17 protein-coding genes are annotated in these 21708 nt (G+C 73.1%); 5 read left to right on the top strand and 12 right to left on the bottom strand.

Features of this window, described 5'->3' with window-relative positions:
• Window positions 1–241 precede the first annotated feature (241 nt).
• Window positions 242–1699 carry an amino acid permease gene (locus ACZ7DE_RS05505; protein ID WP_470758320.1) on the bottom strand — a complete coding sequence of 486 codons (1458 nt, stop codon included), beginning with the start codon at window positions 1697–1699 and terminating at the stop codon, window positions 242–244.
• A 184-nt stretch (window positions 1700–1883) separates the two neighbouring features.
• On the opposite strand from ACZ7DE_RS05505, the gene ACZ7DE_RS05500 reads away from it, so the two are divergent.
• Together ACZ7DE_RS05500 and ACZ7DE_RS05495 are read left to right on the top strand one after the other, a co-directional pair.
• Complete coding sequence (locus tag ACZ7DE_RS05500; protein ID WP_470758318.1) at window positions 1884–2582, top strand: FadR/GntR family transcriptional regulator; 699 nt, start codon at window positions 1884–1886, stop codon at window positions 2580–2582.
• A 22-nt stretch (window positions 2583–2604) separates the two neighbouring features.
• Window positions 2605–4083: an APC family permease gene (locus ACZ7DE_RS05495; protein ID WP_470758316.1), complete on the top strand. Its 1479-nt coding sequence runs from the start codon at window positions 2605–2607 to the stop codon at window positions 4081–4083.
• Window positions 4084–4162: 79 nt separating this feature from the next.
• On the opposite strand, the gene ACZ7DE_RS05490 is transcribed toward ACZ7DE_RS05495, so the two are convergent.
• The 5 genes from ACZ7DE_RS05490 to ACZ7DE_RS05470 all read right to left on the bottom strand — a co-directional run bounded on the left by ACZ7DE_RS05490 (window position 4163) and on the right by ACZ7DE_RS05470 (window position 10917).
• Entirely contained in the window at window positions 4163–6406 is a 2244-nt protein-coding gene (locus ACZ7DE_RS05490; protein ID WP_470758314.1) for a bifunctional serine/threonine-protein kinase/ABC transporter substrate-binding protein, read from the bottom strand.
• Window positions 6406–8682 (bottom strand): bifunctional serine/threonine-protein kinase/ABC transporter substrate-binding protein, encoded by a 2277-nt coding sequence (locus tag ACZ7DE_RS05485; protein WP_470758312.1) that lies wholly within the window; start codon window positions 8680–8682, stop codon window positions 6406–6408. Before ACZ7DE_RS05485 ends, ACZ7DE_RS05490 begins: the two co-directional genes overlap by 1 nt.
• Entirely contained in the window at window positions 8682–9548 is an 867-nt protein-coding gene (locus tag ACZ7DE_RS05480) for a hypothetical protein (protein WP_470758310.1), read from the bottom strand. The genes ACZ7DE_RS05485 and ACZ7DE_RS05480 overlap by 1 nt, the downstream gene beginning before the upstream one ends.
• 197 nt (window positions 9549–9745) lie before the next feature.
• Complete coding sequence (locus ACZ7DE_RS05475; RefSeq protein WP_470758308.1) at window positions 9746–10165, bottom strand: MazG-like family protein; 420 nt, start codon at window positions 10163–10165, stop codon at window positions 9746–9748.
• A gap of 206 nt (window positions 10166–10371) precedes the next feature.
• Complete coding sequence (locus tag ACZ7DE_RS05470) at window positions 10372–10917, bottom strand: DoxX family membrane protein (RefSeq protein ID WP_470758306.1); 546 nt, start codon at window positions 10915–10917, stop codon at window positions 10372–10374.
• A 191-nt stretch (window positions 10918–11108) separates the two neighbouring features.
• Between ACZ7DE_RS05470 and ACZ7DE_RS05465 the strand changes: the two genes are divergently transcribed.
• Complete coding sequence (locus ACZ7DE_RS05465) at window positions 11109–11435, top strand: nuclear transport factor 2 family protein (protein ID WP_470758303.1); 327 nt, start codon at window positions 11109–11111, stop codon at window positions 11433–11435.
• A gap of 120 nt (window positions 11436–11555) precedes the next feature.
• Here the strand turns inward: ACZ7DE_RS05465 and ACZ7DE_RS05460 are convergent, their stop codons facing one another.
• Window positions 11556–12248, bottom strand: a complete 693-nt coding sequence (locus tag ACZ7DE_RS05460) for an ABC transporter ATP-binding protein (RefSeq protein WP_470758301.1) — start codon at window positions 12246–12248, stop codon at window positions 11556–11558.
• Window positions 12249–12304: 56 nt separating this feature from the next.
• On the bottom strand, window positions 12305–13774 hold the full coding sequence (locus tag ACZ7DE_RS05455; RefSeq protein WP_470758298.1) for an ABC transporter permease: 1470 nt from the start codon (window positions 13772–13774) through the stop codon (window positions 12305–12307).
• A 335-nt stretch (window positions 13775–14109) separates the two neighbouring features.
• Between ACZ7DE_RS05455 and ACZ7DE_RS05450 the strand changes: the two genes are divergently transcribed.
• Window positions 14110–15291 (top strand): D-alanyl-D-alanine carboxypeptidase family protein, encoded by a 1182-nt coding sequence (locus ACZ7DE_RS05450; RefSeq protein ID WP_470758294.1) that lies wholly within the window; start codon window positions 14110–14112, stop codon window positions 15289–15291.
• A gap of 305 nt (window positions 15292–15596) precedes the next feature.
• Here ACZ7DE_RS05450 and ACZ7DE_RS05445 read toward each other — a convergent pair whose 3' ends face one another.
• Window positions 15597–16382 (bottom strand): SDR family oxidoreductase, encoded by a 786-nt coding sequence (locus tag ACZ7DE_RS05445; protein WP_470758291.1) that lies wholly within the window; start codon window positions 16380–16382, stop codon window positions 15597–15599.
• 116 nt (window positions 16383–16498) lie between these two features.
• On the opposite strand from ACZ7DE_RS05445, the gene ACZ7DE_RS05440 reads away from it, so the two are divergent.
• The gene (locus tag ACZ7DE_RS05440) at window positions 16499–18139 is read left to right on the top strand and encodes an alkaline phosphatase D family protein (protein ID WP_470758289.1); all 1641 of its coding nucleotides are present in this window, start codon (window positions 16499–16501) and stop codon (window positions 18137–18139) included.
• Window positions 18140–18151: 12 nt separating this feature from the next.
• Here ACZ7DE_RS05440 and ACZ7DE_RS05435 read toward each other — a convergent pair whose 3' ends face one another.
• The 3 genes from ACZ7DE_RS05435 to ACZ7DE_RS05425 form a co-directional block, all read right to left on the bottom strand.
• Window positions 18152–19138 carry a small ribosomal subunit Rsm22 family protein gene (locus ACZ7DE_RS05435; protein ID WP_470758287.1) on the bottom strand — a complete coding sequence of 329 codons (987 nt, stop codon included), beginning with the start codon at window positions 19136–19138 and terminating at the stop codon, window positions 18152–18154.
• 121 nt (window positions 19139–19259) lie between these two features.
• On the bottom strand, window positions 19260–20426 hold the full coding sequence (locus tag ACZ7DE_RS05430) for a serine hydrolase domain-containing protein (protein WP_470758285.1): 1167 nt from the start codon (window positions 20424–20426) through the stop codon (window positions 19260–19262).
• On the bottom strand, window positions 20381–21661 hold the full coding sequence (locus ACZ7DE_RS05425) for a multidrug effflux MFS transporter (RefSeq protein WP_470758282.1): 1281 nt from the start codon (window positions 21659–21661) through the stop codon (window positions 20381–20383). The genes ACZ7DE_RS05430 and ACZ7DE_RS05425 overlap by 46 nt, the downstream gene beginning before the upstream one ends.
• Window positions 21662–21708: the final 47 nt, after the last annotated feature.

Genomic DNA, 21708 nt, shown 5'->3' with positions numbered 1-21708 from the left:
GGGGGAGCGGCCGTCGGTTCCGGGTGGCGCGGCTCCCCGTCTGCGGTGCTGCCGAGCAGGCCGGGCTGACGCGATGCCCCGCCGGGACCTTTCCGGCGGGGCATCGCGCGTGATGTCCACGGGGTGCGCGTGTCGGCACCGGACTTCCCGCAGACTCGCCGTGCTTGTTCTGCGGGCCGGGACGGGCCGGGACGGCGTTCACACTGGTGCCGGTCCGTCCCGTCCCGTCCGCGGCCGAACGTCAGGTCAGGGGAGCCGTGTCGGACGTCTGCTGGGTCCTCTTCCTGACCGACAACCGTTCGCGGAGTACCGCGAAGATCACCACGGCTGCGGCCACCGCCGTGGACAGGACCACCTGGTCGCGGCCTCCGCCGTCGGCCGTGTCGGTCAGCATGTAGCCGAGGACGAAGGTGATCAGGGCGATGGTCGCCCAGGTCAGGTAGGGGTAGAGCCACATCCTGACGACCAGCTTGTCCGGCGTCTCCCGCTCGATGATCTTGCGCATCCGCAGCTGGGAGAAGCAGATCACCAGCCAGACGAACAGGGCGATCGCGCCGGAGGCGTTGAGCAGGAACTGGAAGACCGTGTCCGGCCAGAGGTAGTTGAAGGCGACCGCGACGAAGCCGAAGACGACCGAGGCCAGGATGGCCGCACGCGGGACGCCGCGGCCCGTGGTCCGGCCGAAGGCGGCCGGGGCGTCGCTGCGGCGGCCGAGCGAGAACGCCATGCGCGAAGCGGTGTAGAGGCCGGAGTTGAGGCAGGACAGCACCGAGGTCAGCACGATGGTGTTCATGATCTGCGCGGCGTGCGGGATGCCGATGGAGCTCAGGGCGGCGACGTACGAGCCGTCCTTGAGGATCGCCGGGTCGTCCCAGCGCAGCAGTGACACCACGATCAGGATGGAGCCCAGGTAGAACACCGCGATCCGCCAGATCACGCTGTTGGTGGCCTTGGTGACGGCGGCCCGCGGGTCGGCGGTCTCGCCCGCCGCGAGGGTGACGATCTCGCTGCCCATGAAGGAGAAGACGACCATCAGGACGCCGGTGAGGATCGCGCCGGGCCCGTTCGGCAGGAAGCCGCCGTGTGCGGTGAGGTTGGAGAAGCCCGAGGCCGGGTGGTCCGAGCCGGGCAGCAGCCCGAAGATCGCGAGGCCGCCCAGCACGATGAACGCGGCGATCGCGACGACCTTGATGCCGGCGAACCAGAACTCGAACTCGCCGTAGGAGCTGACCGAGGCCAGGTTGGTGGCGGTGAGGACGATCATCACGATCAGGGCCCAGCCCCACTGCGGGACCGCCGGTATCCAGCCGGCCAGGATCTTCGCCCCGGCGGTCGCCTCGACGGCCAGCACCACGACCCAGAAGAACCAGTACAGCCAGCCGATGGTGAAACCGGCCCAGCGGCCCAGCGCGCGGTCCGCGTAGGCGGAGAACGAGCCGGAGGTGGGGTTGGCCGCGGCCATCTCGCCCAGCATCCGCATCACGAGGACGACGAGGACGCCGACGAGCGCGTAGGAGACGAGGATGCCGGGGCCGGCGGCGGCGATGCCGGAGCCGGAGCCGACGAACAGGCCGGCGCCGATGACACCGCCGATCGCGATCATCGACAGGTGGCGGTTCTTCAGTCCGGCCTGCAGGCCACCGGACTCGCCGGACTCGCCGGACTCGGCGGGAGGGGTTTTGGGGACGGTTGTGGTCATCTCGACATCCATGGAGGGAGTGCGGACCAGGGCTTCTGGAAATTAGTTCAGTACGATCCAAAAGAACAAGACTTGTTTAACTGTTCACCTTGCTCTATTTTTCGGGCAGCACGGAACCCACCCTTCCGGGAGCCCTCTGTGGACCACACCGTGACCCCGCTCGGCAGGCCGTTAAGGTGGCGCCGTGGTGAATGCAGCGGGCAAGTTCGGGCCCTACACCGGCTGGGACACGCGCGTCCTGGCAAGCCGGGGCCCCACGGGAGCGGAACTCGTCCGGTCCCGGATCGCCCTGCGGGTGCGTCTGAGGTCGGTGTCGCCGGGGGACCGGCTGCCGGACGCGGGCGTCCTCGCCGAGGAGCTGGGGATCAGTGAGATCACCGTTCGCCGCGCGCTGGAGGCCATGTGCCAGGACGGCCTGCTCGACCGCCGTCGGGGCAGGGCCGGCGGGACCTTCGTCGCGACGGACTGGGACGCGGTCGTCGCCGCGATGCACGACGCGGAGGAGGCGGTCGCACTGGACGCCTTCCATCTGCTGCTCGAGTGCGGACTCGTCGCGCACGCGGCGGGCGAACTCCCGGACGACGGGCTCGACGGGCTGCGGGCGCTGGTCGAGGAGATGGACCGGGTCGACGACCCGGCACGACTGCTCGAACTCGAGACCCGCTTCCATCTCGACCTCGCGCAGGCGCTCGGCGGCGCCGGGATCCGCGAGTTCGCCGCCGACCTGCTGGGCCGGCAGTGCCTGCTGGGGCCCGCGCCGGACCCCGCGGTCGTGCGGGCCCGCAACCTGTGCCACGCCGACCTGCTCGACGAACTCACCCGCGGCGCGATGGATTCGGCGGTACGAGCGGTGAAGGCACACCGGCACGCCGAACCGAGCTGACCTGTCAGAAGGAGCTGTCGCCATGCCTGACCCCGGACCCGGATCTGTCGGGCCGTCGTCGCCGGCGGGCCGCGTCGGCGGCACGCCCCAGCGGTTGCGCGGCGGCGTCCTCGGCATGGCGGACATCGCCGCCGCCACGATGGCCAACGTCGGCCCGGCCATGAGCTTCTTCTTCGGCTTCGCCTTCCTCGCCACCACCGCGGGCGTCGCCTCCCCGCTGACCATCGTGGCGGCGGGGGCGGCCGTCGCGCTGTTCGGAAACACGCTGGCCGAGTTCTCCCGGGCGCACCCCTCGGCGGGCAGTTTCACCACCTTCGTGGGCAAGACCTTCGGGCCGGTCAGCGCGGTGACCACGGCCCTGCTCGCCGGACTCGGCTACATCATCGCGATGGCCTCCGTCATCGCGATCTCGGGCGGGTTCATGCAGATCACGCTGAACCACTACACCGGCGTCGACCTGCCGTGGATCATCTGGACGCTGCTGCTGACCGGCCTGTCGGTGGTGCTGATGCTGCGCGGGATCGTGGTGTCCACCAAGTGGGCGGGCTACTTCTTCGGCGTGGAGATGCTCGTGCTGGTGGTGGTCTCGGTCGCGGCGCTCGTCGAGCACCGCGGCGAACTCTCCGCGGCCCCGTTCCTGCCCTCGCACCTCACCCACGGCGTCAAGGGCCTCGCGGCGGGCTTCCCGCTGGCGGTGTACCTGTTCATCGGCTGGGAGAACTCGGCGGCACTGGCCGAGGAGACGGAGAACCCGCGGCGCAACGTCGGACGCGCCGTGTTCTCCTCCGTCGCCATCATGACGGTGAGCTACATCCTCTTCTCCTACGCCACGGTGACCGGCTTCGGCTACGACGTCCAGCGGCTCGGCGACTCCCGGATCCCGTTCATCGACGTCGCCCAGCACACGCTCGGCGCGCTGGCATTCCTCGCCTACGTCGGCGGTCTCACCTCGACCCTCGGTGTGCTGATCGCGGGCATCAACTCCCAGGCACGGCTGGTGTTCAACGCCGGACGCGAGGGGCTGCTCCCGTCCTTCTTCGGCTATGTGCACCCCACGCGCCGCACGCCGAACAACGCGATCGTCACCTTCGCCGCGACCGCGCTGCTGATCATCGCCGGCTGGGGTCTGGGGCACGTGCTCGGGGAGAACGGCGGTCAGATGAACCCGGTGGTCTTCTTCGCCGAGTCCTCGAGTCTGGGCGCCATCCTGATCCTGCTGGTCTACCTCGCGTCCAACGTCGCGCTGCCCCTGTACTACCGCAGGTACCGTCCCCAGGAGTTCCGGATCGTGCGGCATCTGGTGCTGCCCGCGGTCGGTGCCCTCGCCGTCCTGGTCCCGCTGTACTACCTGGCCAAGCCCGGACAGCCCGCCCCCTACAGCTGGTTCCCGTACGCGGCGCTGGCCGCCCTGCTGGCCGCCGTCTGCTACGCGGCACTTCTGGTCCGACGCGACCCGGGCCTCGCCGAGCGCGTCGGGTCGGTCGTCGCCGACGCGGAGTGAAGGCGCACGCCGATGCGGGGCACCCCCGGACCCCCGCATCCCTGCAACCGCCGACCACCTCGACGACGAACCCCGCGCTTCACGAGACCGCGGCCTCCTGATATTGGCCGAGGTAGCGGAACCGGCCGTCGGCGACCTGGTAGAGGAACATCGCGTCGTGGTTGTAGCCGTAGCCCCCCTCGTACTTGACGGTGCGAGTGACGCCGGTGTGGGCGACCTCTCTCAGCCTGCGGGCGATCGCGCCGCGCTCCCTCACGGCCTCGCCGTTCTTCGTGCAGACCTCCGCCAGGAACATCACGGCGTCGTAGGCCTCCGCCGCGTACCAGCCGGGGGCGGCGCCGAACCGGGCGCGGTAGGCGGCCGTGAACGCGCGGGCGGACGGGCGGACCGTGGGGTCGACGAAGGAGGTGGCGAAGACCCAGCCGGTCGCCGCGTCGCCCGCGGCCGCGAGGAACGCGGGACCGAAGGCCGACTCCGTCGCCATACGGGTTCCGGTGAATCCGGCGGCCTTCAGGGCGGACGCCAGTCCGGCGGTCCGCGCCGCGTCGCCCGTGCACACGACCGAGTCCGCGCCCGCGGACATCACCGCGGCGGCCAGCGACGCGTAGTCGATCTTCCCGGCGGGGACGCTGGTCAGCGTGGCGTCCCGGCCCGCCTTCCGCAGAGCCTGCTGAGTCCGGTCGCACAGGTTCCAGGCGACGTCGCCCTGCGCCCGGTCGTCCACCAGGAACGCCTTGCGCGCGTCGACGTGGTAGCTGAGGTAGCGGACGCAGGGGGCGGCGAGGAGTTCCCTCTCGACATGCAGCGCCGCATGGGAGCGGAACTGGTTGTAGCCGAACGACCTGCCCGGGAGATCGACGTCCACCGAGACCGACACCACGGGCATCGTCGCCTTGGTGTACGCGGCCTCGGCGCTGAGGAAGCAGGCGTCGGTCGTGGGCCCCAGCACGGCGAGGACGCCGGCGTCCTTCGTCAGCCGCTCGGCGAGATCGGTGGAGCGGGCCGGGTCGCCGCCGTCGTCGTGCCCGCGCAGGGTCAGCCGGAAGGGGTGGCCGCTCTTGGCGTTGACCTGCTCCACCGCCAGCCGGGCGCCGTTGAGCTGGGCGTTCCCGCTCTCCTTCCGGGGCCCGGTCAGATCGCCCTGGAACGCGACGACCAGTGGGGGGCGGCTCGCTCCGGACGGAGGCGTCGTCGCCGTGCCCGGTCGGGTGCTCCACCACCAGGCGCCGCCCCCGCCGGCCGCCAGAATCCCGGCCGTGGAGCCGAGGCGCAGGATGCTGCGGCGTCGGACGCCGGGCACGGAGGGCGGGGCGGGCGTGACGGCGGTCAGCGTCGCGGCGTCCGGGGACACCGGGTTCGCCGGTGCGGACACCTGGGTCGGCTCGACGGCGCCGAGGGCGAGGACGGCGGCGGACCGGTCGTTGATCAGGCGGGTGACCGGCTCGGGAAGCCAGCCCGACTGCTCGGCCGAGGCCGAGGCCGTGGCCAGCCCTACGCCCCCCTCCCTTGCGTCTCCCGCTCGCTGTCCGAGGGTCTCGCGGAGGCGGGCGAGGGTGGGGCGGCGCGGCGGATCCTTGTGCAGACAGTCCCTCAGCAGTGGGGCCAGGTCGTCCGGGATCGCGGCGGGGTCCGGTTCCTCGTAGACCGTGCGCAGCAGCATGCCGGCCGCCCCGCCGCCGCCGAACGGCCGTACCCCGGTCGCGGCGAACGCCAGCACGCACGCCAGCGAGAACACGTCGCTGGGCGGGCCGATCTCCCCGCCGCGCGCCCGCGCCTGTTCGGGCGAGAGGAAGCCCGGCGAGCCGACGATGACACCGCTGGAGGTGAGCGCCGTGGCGTCCGGCGCGCGGGCGATGCCGAAGTCGATGAGGCGCGGGCCGTCCGGGGCCAGCAGGATGTTGCCGGGTTTCACGTCGCGGTGCACCAGACCGGCCGTGTGCACCGCGTCGAGGGCCTCGGCGAGCCGGACGCCCAGCACCCGCACCGAGGGCAGGGCGAGCGGTCCGAACGTGTCCACCGTCTCGGCGAGCGACGGGCCCGGCACGTACGAGGTCGCCAGCCACGGCGTCTCCGCGTCGGCGTCGGCGTCCAGCAGCGGGACCACCCACGGGCTGTCCACCCGCCGGGCGACCTCGACCTCGCGGCGGAACCGGGCCCGGAAGCCCGGCTCCTCGGCGTACGAGGAACGGACCGTCTTGACCGCGGCGATCGCCCCGCCCGGCGCACGGGCCAGGAAGACGACGCCCATGCCGCCGACGCCCAGACGCCGCAGCAGACGGTAGCGGCCCAGCCGGGACGGGTCGCCGGTCCGCAGGGGCTCCATCAGACGGTGAGCGGCGCGGGGCCGCCGTACACGAAGTCGCCCTGCTCGACCTTCCAGATGAAGCCGCCGGTGCCGTCGATGACCATCAGGCCGGTCCGGGCCATCTGGCCGGTCTGCTGGAAGGCGAACGCCTTCGTGACGCCCTCGTACTTCCCCGTCTGCACGGCCGCGAGCAGGTTTTCCCGGGTGCGCTTCTTCGCCGGCAGCCCGGACAGGGCCTTGAGCAGCATCCCGGTCACGTCGTAGGCCTCCGCCGCGTACCGGGGCGGCGCCTCCTTGAAGCGCTCGCGATAGGCGGCGGCGAACTTCTTCGCCTCGGGCTTGCGGGTCGCGTCGATGACCGGCGCCACCATCACCCAGTTCTCGGCGGCCTCCTGAGCCTCGGTCAGGAAGCGTCCGTCGAGCAGCGCCGGTCCGGACACCCGCGCACCCTGGAAGGCGCGTTCCCGCAGCGTGGCGGCGATCAGCGCGCCCCGGTCGGGCAGACCGGCGAAGAACACGGAGTCCGCGCCGGCGGACACCACCGCGTCCACCGCCGTGCCGAAGTCGCGGCGCATCGCACCGACCACTTCCGGCACCGGCGGCTGCTGTGCGTTGCTGAGCTGAGTGCTGAGGGAAGTGGCCAGATCCGTCCCGTAGTTGCCCGCGGGACGATCGACGACGAGGCCGACCTTCTGCGAACCGGCGGTCCCCCGAAGGTAGTTGCTGATGTACACCGCCAGCACCGAGTCGGGCAGCCGCCCGAGCAGCAACGAGCGGAACCCCTGGATGACGAGGCTGACGCTGCCGGGGGACACGGCGACGACCGGCAGCAGCCCGGCGTCGTACTTCGCGAGCGCCGTCTGCGCCGTGGCGTCGGTGGTCGGCCCGACGACGGCGAGGACAGCCGGGTCGTCCGTGAGCTCCGCGGCGAGCCGGGCCGACGTCGCCGGATCGCCCTTGTCGTCGACGGCCCTGACCTTCACGGTGAACGGGGCGTCGCCGCGCGCGTTGAACTCCGCGACGGCCAGTCGCAGTCCGCGCTCCTGGGCCCTGCCCGTCTCCCGCTGCGGGCCGCTGAGGTCGCCGTGCAGGGCGATGGTGTGCACGGGCCGCCGCGGGACGTCGGGACCGGCGTCCTTCGCGTCGTCGTCCCGGGCCGCCGCCCACCAGGCCGTGCCCGCACTCGCGGCGACCGCCACCGCCCCGCCCGCGAGCAGCAGGAAACGGCGTCGGCCGGCCGGGCGGGCGTCCTCCGGCTCCGGCGGCGCGGTCCGCCCGGCCGAAGCCCCCTCGGGGGGCGCGTCCTGAACGTCGGAGGCGGGTTGGAGCTCGTCCTCGGGCGCTGTGTCCGGTCGTGCCGACGCGGCGGCCGGGACCTGGGTGTGCTCGATGTCCGGCAGGGCGAGTGCGGCCGCCGACCGCTCGGCGATCAACCGGGTGACCGGCTCGGGCAGCCACCCGGACGCCTCCCGGTCCTGCGGACCGCCCCCGGCCGTCAGGCGCCGCACCAGCTCCGCGGCGTCCGGCCGCCGGGCCGGATCCTTCTCCAGGCAGCTTTCCACCACCTCGCGCAGCTCCGTCGGCACCCCGTCGAGGTCCGCCGGATCGTGCACGGCCCGGTACAGCAGGGCGTCGACCGCACCGCTGCCGAACGGCGCCCGGCCGGTCGCCGCGAACACCAGGACGCAGCCGAGGGAGAACACGTCGCTCGCCGGTCCGATGCCGTCGCCGCCGGGTCCCATGGCCTGCTCGGGCGAGAGATATCCGGGGGTGCCGACCACCATGCCGGTCGCGGTGAGCGCCGTGTCCTCCGGCGCCCGGGCGATGCCGAAGTCGATGAGCCGCGGCCCGTCGTGGGCGATCAGCACATTGCCCGGCTTCAGATCCCGGTGGACCAGTCCGGCCCGGTGCACCTCGCCCAACGCCTCGGCCAGCCGCGCGCCGAGCAGCCGCACGCCCGGTTCCGTCAGCGGCCCGTACGAGGCCACCGCCTCGCCCAGCGACGGGCCGGGCACGAACGCCGTGGCCAGCCAGGGCGCCTCGGCGTCCGCGTCGGCGTCCACCAGTGGCACCGCCCAGGGGCTGTCGACCCGCCGGGCGACCTCGACCTCGCGACGGAAGCGCTCCTTGAAGCCCGGCTCCTCGGCGTACTCGGCCAGCAGGACCTTCAGCGCCACCAACGCGCCGTTCGGCGTGCGCGCCAGGTACACCACGCCCATGCCGCCGGCGCCGAGCCGGCCGAGCAGACGATGCTCCGCGACGCGCGCGGGATCGGACGAACGCAGCGGCTCCATCAGCTCTTCCCTCCGAGCTCGGTCTTCACGCGGTCGAGCATCCTGTTGACGGCGGGCGACGAGATCTGGACCAAGTCGTCGGCCGTGTAACCCTTGGCGCCCATGATCGACACCGCGACGGTCACCGTGCCGAGCCGGGTGACGTGCCAGCGGTACGGCTGCTCGCTGCTCCCCGTGCGGTAGGTGCCGATCTCCACGACCGAGTCGTCGGCGTAGGTGTTGCCGCCCTGGCCGTAGGGACTGGCGGCCGACATGAGTCCGGCGATCCGCTCGTCGGTTCGGACCTGCTGCTCCTGGCAGCGCAGCGGTTCCTCCAGGGTGGTGGACAACTGCTCGTCGGCGTCGGCGACCGTGGCGTGGACGGTGACCGCCGCGGTCACCTTCACCCTTCCCCTGCCGTCGGCGCCCGGCCGTTCGCTGTAGCGCGACAGCGAGGCCAGGACGCCCCGGGGGAGGGGCCGGCGCTGCCAGCGGCACTGCTCGTCGAGCACGGCGGCGGTGCCGGGGGCGCTCGCGGCCGGCTGCTGGGCCCGGAATCCCGCTCCCCAGCCCTCCGGCTGCAGCGCGACCGCCTGCACCAGGGCCTCCGCCTGCCGCCTCGTCCGGGGCACCTCGGCGGGGTCCGCCTCGAACGGCGTCAGCGCCGTGCCGCCGCCCGCCGAGGAGGACGCCGAAGTCGAGGGCGCGGGGGAGGAGGGCGAGCCGGACGCGGGCGGCGCCGCGGAACGGCCCGACGCCGAAGGGCTCGGCTCGGCCGCCTTGTCGTCCCCGGTGCCGCAACCGCCCAGCAGCACGGCTGCCGCGGCCGCCGACGCCGCCGCCCTCAGCGGCCAAGTCGTCCTGTGTCTGCCTGTGTTGTCGTCCATGCCCGCCCCTCCGCCTCAGCGCCCCCGCTTCGCGTGCGGTGATCGTACAGAGGTACGCGAAATGTGGACGGGCGGTTCCGAGAACGGGGACGCCTTCGGCTCGGTCGCACGGCCGCGTTCCTCAACTTCGCCGGACAGCGCGCCGAGTTGACGTTTGGGGCGCCGGCCACGTCGGCCCGCTCGCGGTCGGGCACAGGTCATGAGGGTCGGTCAGGCCGGTTGCCCGCGGTTCCCAGGGACCGCTCCGCCACCCGCGCCAGGTGACCCGCGAACACCGCCCGCGCGTCCGGCGTCAGCGTGCGCAGGGCCACCAGCGCCGTGATGACCACGTCGCACAGCTCCGCCTGGACGTCCTCCCAGGTGTGGTCGGCGCCCTTGCGGGGGTTCTGGCCGGTCGCGCCGATGACCGCCTGGGCGACCTCGCCGACCTCCTCCGACAGCTTCAGCACGCGCAGCAGCAGACCCTCGCGCCCGCCCTGCGGCTGGTTGTCGTCGAGCCAGGCCCGCAGGGCGTCGACCGTGGCCCAGAGGTCGTCGGGGCCCGGGAGCAGGGCGGGCGCGGGCTGCGACTGCGGGCGGTGTCGAGGGGCGGCGGAGCGTGGCGGAGGAGTGCTCATGAGGGCAGCCTGCCAGGCCACGCCCGCATCACCCGCCCACCGCCACGACATGGCGGGCCCGCGCCCGGGACGTCAGGGACGTCAGGGACGACCGCGACGCCAGGGACGCCAGGGACGCCAGGGACGACCGGGATGTCAGGGACGTCAGGGACGTTCGGGAGGACGCGACGCCCGCGACGCCCCGGGACACCCGCTATGGCCCGGTGTCACTCGTCGAACAGGGCCTCCTGTTCGCCCTCCTCCCGCTTGCGCAGACGCTGGTTGCGCAGGCCCACGACCACCGCCGTGACCGCCGCCGTCGCGCCGAGCGCCGCCGGGACCATCCAGCCGCGGTCGACCGTATGGCCGAGGGCGTGGTCGAGGGAGAGCCGGCCGGGGCCGGTGACGGCGAGGCCCGCGGCGGCCAGGCCCAGGGAGGCCGCGTGCTCGTAGCCGCCGCTCGCCGCGAAGAAGCCGTTGGGCGTGTGCACGGCGGACGCGCCCGCCATCGCGCCGGCCGCCGCGGCGCCGGCCGCCGGGGTGGCGAGGCCCAGCGCCAGCAGCGTGCCGCCGCCGGCCTCGGCCAGGCCCGCCGCCGTGGCGCTGGCCTTGCCGGGCGCGTAGCCGACGGACTCCATGAACTGGCCCGTTCCCTCCAGGCCGTGGCCGCCGAACCAGCCGAACAGCTTCTGTGCGCCGTGCGCCGCCAGCACTCCGCCGGTGCCCAGCCGGAGCAGCAGCAGGCCCAGATCACGTCGGTCGTAACAGGTCACGGTGACTCCCTGAGCAGAAAGCAGAAACGAACGGATACGAGTGGATACGAGCGGATACGAGCGATACGAGCGAGAGCAAGCCGGAACACGCCCTCCACGCGTTTCCACCGTCGCACCCCTCACACCCGCCCGGCCCCTCCTGGACGCCGTTCGGGTGGCGGGGCCGGGCCGGCGGTGTGAGTGTGGCCGCTATGGCGATCCAGACCGACAGACTCAGCGACCCGGCCGTCCGGGCCTTCGTCGCCGCCGTCAACGCTCACGACGAGGAGGCCTTCCGCAGCCTCCTCACGCCCGACGCGACCATGGCCGACGACGGCTCCGACCGGGACCTCGCCCAGTGGGCCGACCGGGAGATCTTCTCGTCCCACGGCCACATGGACGTCACCAAGGAGTCCGACGGCGGCCGCGCCCTCGTCGCCGACTACCGCAACGACACCTGGGGCGAGATGCGCACCCGGTGGAGCTTCACGGTCGAGGACGACGGCCGGATCTCCCGGTTCGAGACCGGTCAGGCGTAGCGGGCGGACGTCAGGCGCACCGAGCTCACGCCCGCGCACGGACGGCCGACGGGGCCGTTCGTCCGCCCGGGAGGCGGTGAACGGCCCCTCGGGCCAGGGCGTCGGCGGGCGTCGGCACGCTCACCAGGAGCCGGCGACCGCCTGCTCGGTCAGCGTGATCCGACCCGCCTCGATGGTGGCCAGGCGCGGCGCGCGGCGGGCGATCGACGAGTCGTGGGTGACCATGACGAAGGTCAGCCCGTACTCGTGCCACAGGCCTTCCAGCAGGCCCATGATGTCGTCGCGGGTGCCCTCGTCGAGGTTGCCGGTCGGCTCGTCGGCGAGCAGCACCTTCGGCTTCTTCACCAGCGCGCGGGCGATCGCCACGCGCTGCTGCTGGCCGCCGGACAGCTCGGCCGGCGCGTGCCGCAGGCGCTCGCCGAGACCGACCGAGCGCAGCGCCTCCGCCGCCTGCTCGCGCCGCTGCGCCGGCTTCACCCCGAGCGGGACGAGCGCCGTCTCGACGTTCTCCTGCGCGGTGAGCGTCGGGATGAGGTTGAACGACTGGAAGATGATGCCGATCTTCTCGGCGCGCAGTCGGGTCAGCTTGGCCTCGCTGATGCGCGCGAGGTCGACGCCGTCCAGCTCGACGCTGCCCTCGGTGGGCCGGTCGAGGCCGCCGATCATCTGCAGCAGCGTCGACTTGCCGCCGCCCGTGGGGCCCTGGATGACGAGCTGGTCGCCGTCCGCGATCGTGAGGTCGACGCCGCGCAGCGCGTCGATCGTCTCCTTGCCCCGCTGGTAGCGCTTGGTGACGCCGGTGAGGTGGTACATGGGTGCTCCGGGTTCGTTCTGGCGTGGGTGCGGTGGGTGCGGTGGGTGGGGGCGGGTCAGGAGACGCTGCGCAGAGCGTCCGCCGGGCGCATCCGGGAGGCGCGCCAGCCGCCCATCGCGCCGGCGATCAGACCGCCGGCGACCGCCAGGCCCACGGCGAGGCCGATCGTGGTGACGGAGACGGGGGCCGACAGGGCGATCTCCATCGTGTTCGACGCCGACTGCCCGCCGGGACCGCCGCCGCCGGGACCGCCGCCCATGCCGCCACCGCCGCCGGTGTTGCCGAGTTCCGCCGTCAGCTTCGGGCTGATGGCGGTCACCGCGTAGGCGGCCGCGAGGCCCAGGCCGATGCCGAGGACGCCGCCGAGGAGGCCGTTGACCACGGACTCGCCGACGACCTGCCGGGTCACCCGCCGGCTCGGCCAGCCCAGCGCCTTCAGGGTGCCGAACTCGCGCACCCGGCGGGACACCGCGGAGGAGGTGAGCAGCGCGGCCACCAGGAACGCGGCGGCGAGCACCGCGACCGACAGCCACTTGCCGACGCTGGTCGCCAGGTCCGAGGCCGTGGAGAGGGAACCGGAGACCGTCTCGGCCAGGTCGGCGGAGGTGGTGACCGTCGTTCCGGAGATGTTCTTCTGGATCGTCGCCTTGACGGTGTCGATCTGCTTCGAGTCGGTCGCCTTGACGTAGATCGTGGTGACCTGGTCCGCGGCGTCGGCGAGTGTCTGGGCCTGCTTCAGCGGCAGGTAGAGGTCCGTGGCGGAGTCGCTGCTGTCGGGCGTCGCGATGCCGATGACCTTGTACTTCGTCCCGGAGATCGTCAGCGTGGAGCCGACCTTGTACGAGTTCTCCTTGGCGTACGACGCGCTGACGACGGCGACCTTGGCGTTCGTCTGCGCCGAGGTGAAGGTCACGCCCGACGTGATCTTCGAGGTCGCGAGCGGACCGAGGTCCTGCTGGGTGACGTCGACGCCGGCCACGGAGTAGGAGTTCACGTCGAAGGAGGCGCCGCCGCCCTGCACCTGGGGCACCGCGGTGGAGCCGCCGCCCCCGCCGCCGGGACCGCCGCCCTGGCCGCTGCCGCCGCTGCCGGTCGAGCTCTGCGCCTTGCCCTGGGTGAAGGAGCCGTCCACCTTCGTGACGTTCAGGGTGAGGGCGCCGACCGCCGCGGCCACGCCCTTCTGCCGGGCGACCTGCGCGACGAGCGAGGACTTCAGGGCCTGGCCTCCCTGCGTCATCACCCGGTCGGAGCTCTGCTCCGCGTCGTCGTCCTCGCCCTTGGCGTCGAACTCGAACCGGGGGCCGCCGGAGCTGTTCGCGGTGGGCGCCGTGCGGGCCTTGGTGACGGTCATGTCGGTGCCGAGGCCGTACAGCGACTGCAGGACCTTGTCCTGAGCCTGTGTCATGCCGGCCGACACCGAGTTGACGGTGATGACCAGGGCGATTCCGAGCGCCAGACCCAGTGCGATGACCAGGGCCGCCTTCTTGCGCCGACCGAGTTCGCGCTTGAGATAGATGCCAAACATCCCGTTCCTCGCAGGTTCTTGGCGCCCGCTGTGGGCGCTGCCACAAACTAGGGAGGAACCTTTGAGTCGTCCTGAGCAAAGGATGTGGGAGAACTGAGAATACGAGGGGCCGGATCAGAATTGCCTGAGACAGCTGATTCCCAGGTTGTGGAGGGGATTTTCCCAGGTGAAAGGGGTTGAGTGGCGACTTCCTTTTTCACCTGATCCCCTTGTACGGTCCCGCAGTGCACGCATTCTCGCGCCCGTCTCCGCATGCGCTCCCGCCCCCGTCCCCGTATGCGCCCCCGTCCCTGAATTCGCCCGGGCATTCGCTCCCGCATTCGCCCGCGCCCTCGGTGACGCCCTCGCCCGCGCCCTCGGTCCCGGACCCGTCCCGGTGGCAGTCCCGGCGCTCCCTGCTGGCCCTCGCCGTCGGCGTGCCGCCGGTCGCCGCCGCGCTCGCCGCGAGCCCGGCGGACGCGTCCGGGGCGGTGGTCGGCGGCGCGCGGCTGGTGGCCGACGGGGTCCAGGTGAACGGGGGCGCCGGCCTGCCTCGGAAGCTGACCGCGCGGGCCTGGCTGCTCGCCGACCACGACAGCGGCGAGGTGCTCGCCTGCCACCGGGCGCACCTGCGCGTCGCGCCCGCCTCCACGCTGAAGATGCTGTTCGCGGACACCCTGCTGGGCAGGTTCGAGCGGACCGAGCGCCACACCGTGACCGACGCCGACCTGGCCGGCATCCCGTCCGGCTCCAGCCTCGTCGGCGTCAGGGCCGGGGTCACCTACACCGTCGAGCAGTTGTGGCAGGGCGTGTTCCTGCGCTCCGGCAACGACGCGGTGCAGGTGCTCGCCCGGATGAACGGCGGGGTCGCGCGGACGGTCGCCGAGATGCACGCGAGGGCCGCCGACCTGCAGGCCCTGGACACCCGGGTCGTCAGCCCCGACGGCTACGACCACCCGGGCCAGCTGTCCTCCGCCTACGACCTCGCCCTGTTCGCCCGGCACGGCCTGAAGAACGCCGACTTCCGTGCCCATTGCGCCACCAGAACCGCCCGCTTCCCGGCGGGCGGCGGGCGGACGTTCTCCATCGAGAACACCGACCGGCTGCTGACGGGCGCGTACAGGGTGACGCCGTATCCGGGGCTGATCGGCGTGAAGAACGGCTACACCAGCAACGCGGGCAACACCTTCGTCGGGGCCGCGACCCGCGCCGGGCGCACCCTGTTGGTCACCGTGCTGCATTCGGTGAGCGGCCGCAACTCCGTCTACGAGGAGGCGGCGGCGCTGCTCGACTGGGGCTTCGCGCAGGGGAGTTCGGCCAACGCGGTGGGGACGCTGGTCGAGGCGCTGAGCGAGGGCGGGACGAGGGCGTCGCCCTCGGGAGCGGCGCCGCACGCCGGGGCGCGGGCGTCGTCGGCGGACGGCGGCCCGGGCGGCGGGGGCGTGCTCGGCGGGGCCGGGGGAGTGGTCGCGCTGGCGGCGAGCGGGGCGTACGCCCTGCGCAGGCGGCGTGGCCGGGGGGCGCCGCCCGCGAAGTGACGGTGCGCCTGCGGCGGTCGCCGCCCGCGGCGATGGTGCGGCAGCCGTCCCAAGGCCCCGGTGCGTACCTCGCGGTCCCGTGCGAGGTCCACCCCCACCCGGTGCCCTGGGACGGCTGCCCCTCCCCCCTCGGTGTGGCTCACGGTCCCGCCTTGCGGAACTTTCGTGCCCCAAGTGTGAAGCTCTTGTGCAGAAGAGTTGAGCATAGATCCACCGCGAGCCGCAATGGTGCGGACCAGGAAATTCCGCTTGTGCACGTTGAGGAGTTGACGATCCGTGGGGCGGGCGGGGCGCTCCGGGCCTCGTCAGCCTCGCCCCACGTACGGCATCGCCGTCGCCAGCACCGTCGCGAACTGCACGTTCGCCTCCAGCGGCAGCTCCGCCATGTGCCGCACCGTGCGCGCCACGTCGGCGACGTCCATCACCGGCTCCGGCGCGGTCTCGCCGTTCGCCTGGAGCGCGCCCGTCCGCATCCGCGCCGTCATGTCGGTGGCCGCGTTGCCGATGTCGATCTGCCCGACGGCGATCCCGTACGCCCGACCGTCCAGCGAGAGGGACTTGGTCAGGCCGGTCAGGGCGTGCTTGGTCGCCGTGTAGGGCGCCGAGAGCGGGCGGGGCGTGTGCGCCGAGACCGAGCCGTTGTTGATGATCCGGCCGCCCTGCGGGTTCTGCTCCTTCATCTGCCGGTACGCGCCCTGCGCGCAGAGGAATGCCCCGTTGAGGTTGGTGTCCACCACGTGGCGCCAGGCGTCGTAGGGGAGGTCCTCGAAGGGCACGCCCCCGGGCCCGAACGTGCCCGCGTTGTTGAACAGCAGGTCCAGCCGCCCGAACCGCTCCCGCACCGCGGCGAACAGGGCCGTCACGTCCTCGGGGCGTGAGACGTCCGTCCGCACGGCGAGACCGGTGCCCGCGGACGCCAGCGCCGCCGTCTCCTCCAGGCGCTCGGCGCGACGTCCCGCCAGCGCCACCGACCAGCCCGCGCACAGCAGTTCGACCGCCACGGCGCGGCCGATGCCGGAACCGGCGCCCGTGACGACAGCGATCCTCGTCTTCGCATCCATGGGCCCGCAGCGTACGGGAGGGCCCGGCATGCGGAACGTGTTCGTCCGCCATCCGACTGTTGTGTACGCGCCAGGCGGGGGACGTCCCCCTGTCGTTCCGGACCACTCCAATGCCTGATGCACCCATTTTCCAGGGGAGGACCGGAATGACACCCGCAGCACGCCCGTCCCCGCACGCCCCCGAACTCCGCGAGGCCGCCCGCCACATCGGCCGCCGCCGCTTCCTCACCGTCACCGGCGCGGCCGCCGCCCTCGCCTTCGCCGTGAACCTGCCGGCGTCCGGCGTCGCGGCCGCCGCCGAACTCGACCCCGCGCGCATCGCGGACGACCCCTTCACCCTGGGCGTGGCCTCCGGCGACCCCCTGCCCGGATCCGTGCTGCTGTGGACCCGCCTCGCGCCGGCCCCCTACCAGCCCGACGGCGGGCTGCCCGCCCAACGCGTCGCCGTCCGCTGGGAGCTGGCGCACGACGACAGGTTCCGGCGGATCGTCAGACGCGGTTCCGTCACCGCGCACCCCGAGTTCCAGCACACCGTCCACGTCGAGGTCCCCCACCTCGCCCCCGACCGCGTCCTCTACTACCGCTTCCGCACCGGCGCGTGGACCAGCCCGACCGGCCGCACCCGCACCGCGCCCGCCCCCGGGGCCCGGGCCTCCGCGCTCACCCTCGCCGCGGTCTCCTGCCAGGCCTACGCCGACGGCTACTACACCGCGTACCGCCACCTCGCCCAGGACGACGTCGACGTGGTCTTCCACCTCGGCGACTACCTCTACGAGTACGCGATCGACGCGACCGGCAACAACCGCAAGTACACCGACCGCACCCTCCCCGACGTCTTCGACCGCGAGACGGTGACGCTGGAGGACTACCGCCTGCGCTACGCCCTGTACAAGTCCGACCCCGACCTGATGGCCGCGCACGCCGCGCACCCCTTCGTCGTCACCTGGGACGACCACGAGACCGAGAACAACTACGCCGACGACGTCCCCGAGAACGACGTCCCGCCGGAGGAGTTCCTGCTGCGCCGCGCCGCCGCCTACCGCGCGTACTGGGAGAACCAGCCGCTGCGCCGCCCACAGCTCCCCGCCGGCCCCGACATGCGGCTCTACCGCCGCCTGCACTGGGGCAGCCTCGCCCAGTTCGACGTGCTCGACACCCGTCAGTACCGCTCCGACCAGGCCTACGGCGACGGCGCCCAACTGCCCGGCCCGGACGTCGACGACCCGTCGCGCACGATGACCGGCGCGACGCAGGAGCGGTGGCTCGTCGACGGCTGGCGCACGTCACGGGCGCTGTGGAACGTCGTCCCGCAGCAGGTCACCTTCTCGCAGCGCAAGCTCGACCTGAACCCGGTCGCCAAGCTCTCGATGGACGCCTGGGACGGCTACCGCGCTTCCCGGCGCCGGGTCCTGGACGGCGCGAAATCCGCCGGCGTCGACAACCTGATGGTCCTCACCGGAGACGTGCACGTCGGGTACGCCTTCGACGTCAAGGACGACTTCGACGACCCGGCGTCGCGGACCCTCGGCACGGAGATCGTCGCCACGTCGATCACCAGCGGCCGCGACGGCGTGCAGAAGCCGTCGAACTGGAAGACCTACACGACGGCCAACCCGCATCTGAAGTTCTACGACGGCCGGCGCGGATACGTGACGGTCACCCTCGGCCGCGACGCCGCGCGCGCCGACTTCAGGACCGTCCCCTACGTCACCACCCCGGGCGCCCCGATCGCCACCGCCGCGTCCTTCGTGACGGAGGTCGGCGACCAGGGGCTCAAGCCGGCCTGAGGCCGGTCCCGTTCAGGACCGCGGCGGCCAAGTGTCGCCCCAGTCCGCGTCACGGGCCTCCTTGTAGAGGTCGCCGTGCTTCTTCGTCACCGTCGTACGGCTCAGCCGCTCCTCGGCCTCGCACAGGTCGAGGAGCACCTGCCCCTTGCGGATCTGCGGCCGCCGGACCACCCGGGAGGAGGCGGGCGAGACGGGGAAACGGGCCGCGGCGACGTAGGAGAACTTCTCGTCCTCGTAGGGCAGCGAGCCGCCCTTGACCTGCCGGTGCAGGGACGAGCGGCTCACCCGCGCCGAGAAGTGGCACCAGTCCGACCCGGGCACGATCGGGCAGGCCGCGCTGTGCGGACAGGGCGCGGCGACCCGGAAACCGGCGGCGATCAGCCGCTCACGGGCCTCGATCACCCGGGCGTAGCCGTCGGGGGTGCCCGGCTCCACGATCACCACGGCCTGCGCGGCCGACGCGGCGGCGTCCACGAGGGCGGCCCGGTCGGGCGCGGCGAGCTCGTTGAGCACGTAGGAGACGGTGACGAGGTCGGCCGCCTCCAGGGTGAGCGCCGCACCGACGCGGGCGCGCTGCCAGCGGACGTCCGCCAGCGCCGGATTCGCCGCGGCGATCTCACGGCCCAGGGCGAGCGCGGGCTCCGCCCAGTCGAGGACGGTCACCCGGCGCGTCCCCTCCCAGGTCGCGCTCACCGCCCAGGTCGCCGCGCCGGTGCCGCCGCCGACGTCCACCTGACTGCCCGGCGTCCACCCCGGCGCCGCGTCCGCGAACGCCTCCAGCGCCGACCGCACCGCCTCGAAGGTCGCCGGCATCCGGTACGCGGCGTAGGCGGCCACGTCCGCGCGGTCGCGCAGGATGGGCGCGTCCGTGGGGGTGGCGCCCCGGTAGTTGGCGATGAGCCGCTCGACGGCCAGAGCGGCCTGCTTGGGCGGCAGGCCGTCGAGGAGCTCTCCGAGAGCGGTGCGGAGGGCCTCGGCGGCGGACACGGAAAGGTTCACCCCGCGATTTTCTCAGGTCCCGGTCCGCGACCCGGCCCCGGCGTCGATCCCGACCGCACCCCGGGCCGGACCTCGACCCCGCCCCCTGCTCCGGGCCCGACCCCGACCCCTGCCCCGGGCCTCACCGCACCGCCATCGCCATCCGTGTTCCCGCCAGCGCCCGCGGCGCGCTGTCCGGCGTCCTGCGCACCGGATGCACCGCGTTCGCCAGCAGCACCACGAAGGTGTCCGTGGCGGGATCCAGGACCAGGGACGTGCCCGTGAACCCGGTGTGGCCGGCCGCGCCCTCGCCCGCCAGTTCGCCCATGAACCACCGCTGGTCCACCGCGAAGCCCAGCCCCGGCGGGGTCAGCAGCAGTTCCACGAAATCCGGGCCGAGGATGCGGGCCGGGCCGTACGAACCGCCGGCCAGCAGCGTCCGGCAGAACACGGCCAGGTCCCGGCCGGTCGAGAACAGGCCCGCGTGACCGGCCACCCCGCCCAGCGCCCACGCGTTCTCGTCGTGCACCACGCCCCGCAGCATCCCCCGGTCCGCCTTCGCCCACGGCCGCCGCTGGTCCTCGGTGGCTGCCGCGCCCGGGCAGGGGCCGAAGGCGGTCGAGGTCATGCCCAGCGGACGGGTGATCCCCTCGTGCACCAGGACGTCCAGCGTGCGCCCGGTCAGCCGCTCCAGGAGCTGCTGGAGCAGCAGCATGTTCAGGTCGGAGTAGGCGTACGCGCCCGGCTCGCCGACCGGCGCCTCCGCGCGCAGCAGATCCAGCCGCTGCGTGTCGTCCGCGCAGTCGTACAGGGGCAGTTCGGGACGCAGCCCGGAGGTGTGGGTGAGGAGCTGGCGGACGGTGACGCCGTGCGCGGCCGCCGCACGGAAGTCGGGCAGGTAGGCGCCGATCAGGGCGTCGATGCCGAGGGTGCCGCGCTCGATCTGCTGCACCGCCGCGACCGAGGTGAACAGCTTGGTGAGGGAGGCCAGGTCGAAGGGCGTGCCGACGGTCATGGCGACACGCTCCTCGGGCGGCAGCTCCACGCCCGCGTCGGTCGCCGGATCGTAGGCCGAGTACCGCACGGCCCAGCCCACCGCCTCCTCCACGGCGATCACCGGGCCGCGCCCGGCGACCACGACGGCGCCGGCCGCCCAGGGGCGGTCGCCTTCGGTGAGGTCGACGACGTCGCGGACCAGAAGCCGCGTCTCCTCGGGGTCCAGCCCCGCCCGCTCCGGCGTGTCGACGCGCAGTCTCGGTGCGCTCAGCTCTCTGCTCCCTCTGTCCCCGCGTTCTTCCAGGGACGGCACATAACCACGAAGCAGGCCGCCGCCACCAGTGCCCCGGTCAACTGGACGACGGCCATCGGGACGGCGGTGCGCTCCCCGGCGATCCCGACGAGCGGGGAGGCGATCGCGCCGATCAGGAACGAGGAGGTGCCCAGCAGCGCGGACGCGGAACCGGCCGAGTGCCGGACCCGCATCAGGGCCAGGGTCTGCGCGTTGGGCAGGGTGACGCCCATCGCGGACATCAGCAGGAACAGCGCGGCGGCCACCGGGGCCAGCCCGACCTCGCCGAACACGCCCGTCGTCATCAGCAGCAGCGCCGTCGCGGCGAGCACCACGGTCGACAGCCCGACCGCCAGCACCCGGTCCAGCCGAACCCGCCCCACCAGCACCTTTCCGTTGATCTGGCCGACCGCCACCAGCCCGACCGAGTTCAAGCCGAACAGCAACCCGAACGTCTGCGGGGAGGCGCCGTAGATCTCCTGCACCACGAACGGCGACGCGGAGATGTACGCGAACAGCGTGGCGAAGGCGAAACCGCCGGTGAGCAGGTAACCGGTGAAGGGCGGGTCCGACAGGAGCCGGCGCATCGAGCGCAGGGCCTCGCCGACCCCGCCCGAGTGCCGTTCGGCGGCCGGCAGCGTCTCCGGGAGCCTGGTCCACACCAGCGCGGCCAGCAGCAGCCCGACCGCCGTGAGGAGCACGAACACACCCCGCCAGTCCGTCCCCCGCAGGATCTGCGCGCCGATCAGCGGCGCCACCACCGGGGCCACCCCGGAGATCAGCATCAGGGTGGAGAAGAAGCGGGCCATCGCCACACCGTCGTACAGGTCGCGTACGACGGCCCGCGCGATCACGATCCCCGCCGCGCCGGCGAGTCCCTGCAGCAGCCGGAACGCGACCAGCAGCTCGACGGTCGGCGCCAGGGCGCACAGGGCGGTCGCCACCACGTAGACCGCCAGCCCGGCGAGCAGCGGACGCCTGCGCCCCCACCGGTCGCTCATCGGACCGACCAGCAGCTGCCCCAGCGCCATGCCGGCCAGACACGCGGTCAGCGTGAGCTGCACGGTCGCGGCGGGCGCGTGCAGCGAGCGGGTGACCTCCGGCAGCGCCGGGAGGTACAGGTCCATCGACAGCGGGGGAGTGGCGGTCAGCCCGCCCAGGACGAGCGTGACGAGCAGTCCGGTCCGCCGCCGGTCGCGCGGCGGCGACGGCACGGCCGCCGCCGACAACTCCGGTATCGCCCCGCCCTCCGGCATACGTGCCGCCCCTCCCTCTCCGACGTCTCGGCCACCTATGCTCTCAG

Source organism: Streptomyces sp. NPDC037083 (assembly GCF_055606485.1).
Note: the sequence above shows the minus strand (reverse complement) of the source record. Positions and strands in the feature narration are given on the sequence as shown.